The sequence below is a fragment of the Halomonas sp. 3D7M genome (assembly GCF_014897885.1).
Lineage (GTDB): Bacteria > Pseudomonadota > Gammaproteobacteria > Pseudomonadales > Halomonadaceae > Vreelandella.
The window spans coordinates 76,174-83,517 of sequence record NZ_JABUZF010000247.1; the positions used below are offsets into that span (position 1 = coordinate 76,174).

General features: G+C 56.7%; 5 protein-coding genes. All 5 read left to right on the forward strand.

Features of this window, described 5'->3' with window-relative positions:
• Positions 1–76: 76 nt before the first annotated feature.
• Positions 77–2,212: a TonB-dependent receptor gene (locus tag INT22_RS14825; RefSeq protein WP_226912772.1), complete on the forward strand. Its 2,136-nt coding sequence runs from the start codon at positions 77–79 to the stop codon at positions 2,210–2,212.
• 49 nt (positions 2,213–2,261) lie between these two features.
• Complete coding sequence (locus INT22_RS14830) at positions 2,262–3,230, forward strand: helix-turn-helix transcriptional regulator (RefSeq protein ID WP_226912773.1); 969 nt, start codon at positions 2,262–2,264, stop codon at positions 3,228–3,230.
• A gap of 177 nt (positions 3,231–3,407) precedes the next feature.
• Entirely contained in the window at positions 3,408–5,525 is a 2,118-nt protein-coding gene (locus tag INT22_RS14835; RefSeq protein ID WP_443588201.1) for a TonB-dependent siderophore receptor, read from the forward strand.
• A 182-nt stretch (positions 5,526–5,707) separates the two neighbouring features.
• Positions 5,708–6,613, forward strand: coding sequence for an ABC transporter substrate-binding protein (locus INT22_RS14840; RefSeq protein ID WP_193068491.1), 906 nt, complete (start codon positions 5,708–5,710; stop codon positions 6,611–6,613).
• Between the two features lie 86 nt (positions 6,614–6,699).
• Positions 6,700–7,344: magnesium chelatase domain-containing protein (locus INT22_RS21145; protein ID WP_226912774.1), on the forward strand; the 645-nt coding region annotated here is incomplete at its 3' end.

Consider the following 7,344-nt stretch of genomic DNA (forward strand, 5'->3'; position numbering starts at 1 on the left):
ATCAATATCATTGACTTTGATTGTTGTGGTGATACTCTCCGCCTCTTATTCCCTAACTGCTCGCGGATTGTTCACCATGTCTGACTGGTCTTCTTCAACGGCTGCACTCATTGGCACGGGTCTATTACTAGGCTTTTCCAGCGATGTTTTCGCCCAAAACACAACGTCTGGATCCACGCTAAACGCAAACGCTGAAGATACCATGGTGGTGGTTGGCTCCCGCACCCCGACCCAGATCAGTCAGATACCCGGCGCGGTATGGGTGATTGACCAAGAGATGCTGCAACAGCAGACCCGCAATGGTGCAGACCTAAAGACGGCATTGGGGCAACTTGTGCCGGGGCTGGATCTGGCACCGCAAGGGCGCACCAATTATGGGCAAAACATGCGTGGTCGGGGCGTGCAGGTGCTTATCGATGGCGTATCTCTGAACAGTTCGCGGGGGCTTTCCCGTCAGTTCGATGCCATTGATCCCTTCAATATTGAGCGTGTAGAAGTGCTTTCCGGCGCCAGCAGCCTGTATGGCGGCGGTGCTACGGGGGGCTTGATCAATATCATTACGCGCAAAGGCGAAGAAGGCCTGAACTGGCGCACCGAAGCTGGCATCACCACAGGCTTCAACAACAGCGATGATATGGATCGACGTCTGTCGCAATCGATCAGCGGCGGCAATGAGCGGGTTCAGGGCTATCTGGGTACCTCCATTGTGGACAACGGCCGTCACTACGACGGCAGCGGCCAAGAGATCTTTCCCGATATTGCCCAGACCGACCTGCAGGACAATCGCAGCATTGATGTATTGGGCAACCTCTCTTTCCGTTTGACCGACGAACAGAGCCTGGAACTGGGCGCCCAGCTGTATCGTTCCGGCTACGAAGGTAACCGGGGGGTTTACTTTCCCAACCTCGACGCAGCCACGCCTAACTTGAACGATGCCGAGATTCGCGACGGCTACCGTTCACAACGCGACCCGGAAACCGACCGCAAGCTGGTCAACGTCAACTATCACCACGCCAACCTGTGGGGGCAAAACTTCTACCTGCAGGCATTCCACCGGGAGGAAGAGTCCAGCTTTCAGGCATTTCCCTACCCAGTCGCCGACGGTCTGCAGTTTCGCGCATCGCAACAGAACACTGATTTAAGCGGCATTAAAGCGCTGTTTGAGTCGCGCCTGGGTGATGACGTTTCGTTAACCTACGGGCTCGACCTGGATCGAGAAAAATTCGATGCCAGCCAGATGCTGTTCGATACCGATGTCTCGGATGCCACCGGTGGTCTGGTGCAGCAGGCTTCGGGCGTTGAGCCCCGCTATCCAGGCTATCAGGTGGACGGGCTTTCGGGCTTCGTCCAAGGTGACTGGCAGGCCACCCAGGAGCTTAAGCTCTCCGCAGGGTTGCGGCAGCAGCATATGGATGTTGAAGTGGGTGATTTCCAGGGTATTCCCGGCGGTCAGAACGATTACGAAGCCACGCTATTGAATGCCAGCGCCCTCTACGATTACGGCAACGGTCACCAGAACTGGCTGCAGTTTAGCCAGGGCTTCGAGCTGCCAGACCCCGCCAAATACTACGGCAAGAGCCCCGAGGTGAGTGTCGATAACAACCCTCTATCTGCCATCGAGACAGATCAGGTGGAGCTAGGCTGGCGCTACCAGGGGGGTAACTGGATGGCTCAAACGGCACTCTACTACGCTTGGTCGGACAAGGCAGTAGAGAACGCCCAGGATCTGAGCGTCAGCGTAGTGGACGAAAAGAAGCGTGACTTTGGTCTAGAGAGCGCGGTAACCCGTTACTTCGACAACGGCCTGGAGGTCGGCGGCACCCTACACTTAGTGCGTTCCGAGCAGGAGAACAGCCAAGGGGAGTGGGAGAAGCGTGACGCCCGCTATGCATCGCTCTCCTCTTCCACTGCCTTCATTGGCTGGACCGACTACGTGCGCTCGGCGCGCTTGCAAGCCAGCCATACTTTCGATCTGAAAGACGACGCGGATCGTGAGATCGACGGCAACACCACCCTCGATCTATCGCTCAGCCAGGAGACCGATTTTGGCACCGTGAGTCTGGGCATACAGAACCTACTCGATGATCAGTACTCCACCGTCTGGGGCCAGCGGGCCGCTATGTTCTATTCGCCCTACTACGGACCAGAATACCTCTACGACTATCAAGGGCGCGGACGTACTTACACCCTGAACTGGTCGATGGCGTATTAAGCACCGCCCGGCTACTCGCAGGCAGCCGCTCAACAGCGAGGGAATGGGAATGGCGACACTCGACACACTCGCGCCACTCACCACCTATGACCTGCTGGCCCTTGGTCAGCGCTTCGGGATCGATTACCGCTTTCCCGAAGCGCCTGACCACTCCCCATCGCCTTACGTGGCTCGCGGGCGTGTGATCGATTTCGAGATCACCCCAGCCCTACGCGTGACGCACTCAGATCTTGACGTCCTGCACGCTTATGCCTCCACCTCCCGTCGTACCGCTCCGTGGTTTCTCAGTGTGATACTTGAGGGCTGCATCCACGTGGGGCTCGGCCACCAGTCATTTCAATTACAGGCTGGCGACGCCTTCAGTGCGCACTTCAATCAGCAGACCGGGCTTGAGGTCTTCCAGCCAGCACCACAACGCTTACGCACCCTCAACGTATCGATTCTAGATGGCCTCGAGTCTCTCTCTTCCTCGCCCGTTAACGTCGCCCCTCCAGCCACCCCAGTGCTACACACTTGGCAAGTACCGCCGCTCCTTCGCCATAGCCTAGAAACAGCACTGGCTTCGAACTGGTCAGCAGAACGGCAGTGCCTACTATGGCAAGGCCTCGCGCTCCAGTTACTCGCTCATGGCCTGCCTGCCGCTTGCCTCGAAACCGGCGACAAAAACACACAAGATGGCCCCCCTCCGGACCTTTCTCATCGCGATCACCAACGTCTGGAGCGCTTGCGCCAGCAGCTCGAACATTATCCCAACCAGCATTACCGGCTGGAGCAGTTGGCCCGAAATGCCGCTATGAGCCCTAGTAGCCTACGCACCAAGTTCCAGCGCTGTTACGGCTGCTCGATATTCGACTACCTACGGCGTTGTCGCCTGACCCAAGCTCAGGCGTACTTACGCAAAGGTTATAGCGTGCAGCAAACTGCCCACGCCTGCGGCTACCGCCACGCCAGCAACTTTGCTACGGCATATAAGCGGGCCTTTGGTGTCACTCCGCATGAGGTCTTCAAGTGTCGCTAACGTACTATCCATAACTACCCATAACGTCTTGCCGTAAGTTCCCCTACTCTGCATTTTTTGGCAGTGCGCATAACCTCTTTGTCATAGCGCATACCTTTCCAAAGCAATTAAACGCAATAATTCTCATTAACAAATTAGTTAATTGCTTCTCATTGCAGGTACACCCCCATGTCTTTTATGCCTCGCCGTTTGTTACGCTCTCCACTCAGTGCCGCTGTCATCGCGGCACTCACGGCACCCTCGGTTTACGCTCAGGCAAGCGCGCAGGAAAGTACTCTGGAAAGTACAGCGCTAGGCACTGTGACGGTAACCGCTCAGCAGGCGGCCACTAAAGTCGCCACCCCTTTTATTGAAACGCCGCAAAGCGTGTCTACGATTAGCCGCGAACAAATGGAACACCGTGGGGTAGACACCGTTCAGCGTGCCACCGACTATACGCCCGGTGTTTACAGCAATCAGGTGGGCGCCTCCAACCGCTTCGACTACCTGGTACTACGGGGCTTTTCTGACGGCAGCTTGAGCAACACCTTCTTAGATGGTCTTAAAGTGATGGGCGATGCCAACTCCCATAGCAGTATGCGCATCGATCCGTGGTTTTTAGACAGCATTGAAGTGGTGCGCGGGCCTGCCTCGGTGCTCTATGGCCGCGCGTCGCCGGGTGGTGTGGTGGCGCTAAATAGCAAGCGCCCTGAGTTTGAACCAGGCGGTGAGCTACGTTTTCGGGTAGGCAATAATAACCAGCGCAGTGCCGCCTTTGACCTCACTGGGCCGATTGGCGCAGAGCAGCGAGTAGCGTTTCGCCTGACCGGCATTGCCAGCACCGCTGACACCCAGTTTGGCCCCGCTGAAGAGGAGCGCTATGCCATTGCGCCGCGGCTAACCTGGGATATCACCGACGACACCAGCCTAACGGTTGAGGCCTACCTACAGGATGAACCCGAAGGCGGCTACCACTCCGGCGTGCCCTATGAAGGAGCTGTAGTACCCAGAAACGGCAAGCAGATCAGTAACAACTTCTTTGATGGCGAAGCTGACTACAACGCCTACGAGCGTACTCAGCGCATGGCTGGCTATACCCTGGAACATCGCTTTAATGACGACGTAACGGGTCGCCAGCTACTGCGTTATCTCAATTCCGATGTGGTGCTTAATCAAGTCTATGGCTATGGCTGGACGTCACCCACCTCTGACGAATTAACCCGCTACTATTCTGGCAGTGATGAGTCCCTGGAAGCTTGGACTATCGACAATCAGCTTGAAGCCACCGTCAGCAGCGGCTTTATGGATCACACACTGCTTGTCGGGGTCGATTATCAACAGCGGGAAAACGACGTATCGTGGCCCACTGGGTATTTCCACCCCGTCAATGCCTTTAATCCTGTCTATGGTAGCGGGCCGATTGAATTTTACGCACCTACCCGTGAACGCCACGAGATCGATCAAACCGGCGTTTATCTACAGGATCAAATCGCCGTCGATAACTGGCGCTTCACGCTAGGCGGCCGCTACGACTGGGTGAATATCGACAATACCAACCGCGATAGCGGTGACACCAGTTCACTTAGCGACACCCAGTTCAGCGGCCGCGCCGGTGTGGTCTACCTGTTTGATAATGGTGTAGCGCCCTACCTGAGTTACTCCACCGCCTTCACCCCCACTAGTTTTGTGGATGAGAGTGGCGACCTGCTTCAACCAATGGAAGGCGAACAGTGGGAGGCCGGCATAAAACTCCAGCCTAACGGCAGCGCCAGCCAATTCAGCGCGGCGCTGTTCCATATCAGCCAAGAGAACGTCGCGACCAAGGTGCAGCCATCCGACCCTTATCGCGCGGTAGGTGAAATTGAATCCCAAGGACTGGAGCTGGAAGCACAAACCCAGCTAACGGATACCCTCTCGGTTCAGGCAGGCTATAGCTTCACCGACATCACCTACGCCAAAAGCGATGATGGCAACCAGGGTAACAACGCGATTTACTCCCCGCGCCACCAAGTACAGCTGTGGGGCCACTACGAGGCCAATAAGGGCTGGCTAAACGGCGTGGATGTCGGTGTTGGCGTACGCCACTATGCGGATATTGCCGCCGATCGAGCCAACACTGAAACCGTCCCTGACTACACCCTGGTGGATGCCACCATTGGCTACGATCTAAGCCAGCTCGGCGTTGCAGGGGTGGAAACACGCCTCAATGTTAACAACCTGTTGGATAAGGAGTACGTGGCCTCCTGCAACTCGCTGGAGTACTGCTACTTCGGCGCCGAACGCGGTGTGACCGCCAGCGTTCACTACCGTTTCTAAACGCTTGTGCCAAGCGACGTTCCAAGCACTTATCTAAGTCCTTGTCTAAGCATTGCTAATTTATTGTAACCCCACCTGCCCAGGCCACTCAGCCTGGGCATTTTTCCTTGAATACAGGTTTGCAAACAATAAATATTATCGTTTAAATACAGTTCTTATTTTCTGGATAGCCTCTCACCACCATGCGCCACACTAACCTGTTCTCTTTGCTCGCGCGCTGCGGGCTGTTCGCCGTTTGTATGCTGAGCGTTTCTACTGCCCAGGCGCAGTGGGCCACGGTGGACTGGACCATCGCTGAAACACTACTGGCCATTGATGCGCCGGTTAGCAGCGTTGCTCAACAGAGCGATTATCACCAGTGGGTGGGCGAGCCACAGATACCCGACACTGCCACCGATATGGGACTACGCACCCAGCCTAATTTAGAACTACTGGCCCAAGTGCCTCCGGAACAGACGCTTATTTCACCCATGTTTGCCGGTTTGACACCGCGCCTGGAGCGCATTGCCCCGGTCACTTCATTCTCGCTCTACTCGCCCGGCACCGATACCTGGCAAGAGATGCAAACCCTGACCCGTGAGCTGGGCGAGTTAACCGGGCACCAGCCCCAGGCCGAGCAGCTTATTGCAGAGACCCAAACGTTGATGACCATGCTGCGCGAATCTCGCCCCCTCTCTCAGTCTGAAACTGCGCCGCTGCTGATGGTACAGTTTATGGATGCCCGCCACGTGCGGGTGTTTGGGGAAAACAGCTTATACAACGCCGTGCTGGAGCAACTTGAGCTGCCCAATGCTTGGGATCAACCCACCAGCGCTTGGGGGTTTGCACTAGCGGGGATTGAAGCGCTGGCGCGCTACCCAGAAGCAACGCTGGTGATCATCGACCCACTCCCCATCGGAGCCGAAGAGCAGCTTGCAAAAAGCGGCCTGTGGCAGCAACTCCCCAGCGTCAGGCATGACAGGATAGTTCGCCTACCGCCGGTATGGAGCTTCGGCGCACTGCCCTCCGCCCAGCGTTTTGCAAGGGAGTTGTTTGCTGCACTGTCGGCAGGCAGCCCAGCTCAAGTAACCGACTCAACTGTTAACTAAGGTCAGTTTTCCAGGCACACGCTATTTTTAAACGTTCCAATTAACGTAGGGTTATCTCAGGAATAAAAAACTAGCGAGGGGGCGCCATGACACTAGCCATTGTGGCCACGCGCGCAGGGGTTGGGCTGGAAGCACCCGCCGTGCATGTCGAGGTACATCTAGCCAACGGCTTGCCGGGACTAACGCTGGTGGGTCTGCCAGAAACCGCCGTCAAAGAAAGCCGCGAGCGGGTGCGCAGCGCGCTCATCAATGCCGGGTTTGATTTCCCCAACACCAAGCGCATTACCCTCAACCTTGCCCCCGCCGACCTACCTAAAGAGGGCGGCCGCTTCGATTTGCCGATTGCACTCGGCATTCTGGCCGCCTCTGGCCAGATTCCAGTAGATGCGTTAGAAGGCATGGAGTGCGCAGGCGAACTGGCATTGGATGGCAAACTACGCGCCGTACCCGGCGTATTACCCTTTGCTCTCGCCACTCGGCGCGTCAACAAAGCACTGATTATTCCCCGCGCCTGTGCCGACGAAGCCGCGTTAGCGGGCGACTTACCGGTTTTACCTGCCGACACCCTATGGCAGGTCGTTGCTCACTTGCTGGGACAAGAGAAAATACCGCCCCACCAACTGTCTGCCTCGGTGAGATCCACGGCCCCCATTGCCGACTTAGCCGACGTTCGCGGCCAGCATCAGGCGCGCCGCGCACTGGAAGTGGCGGCCGCTGGTGGCCATAATTTG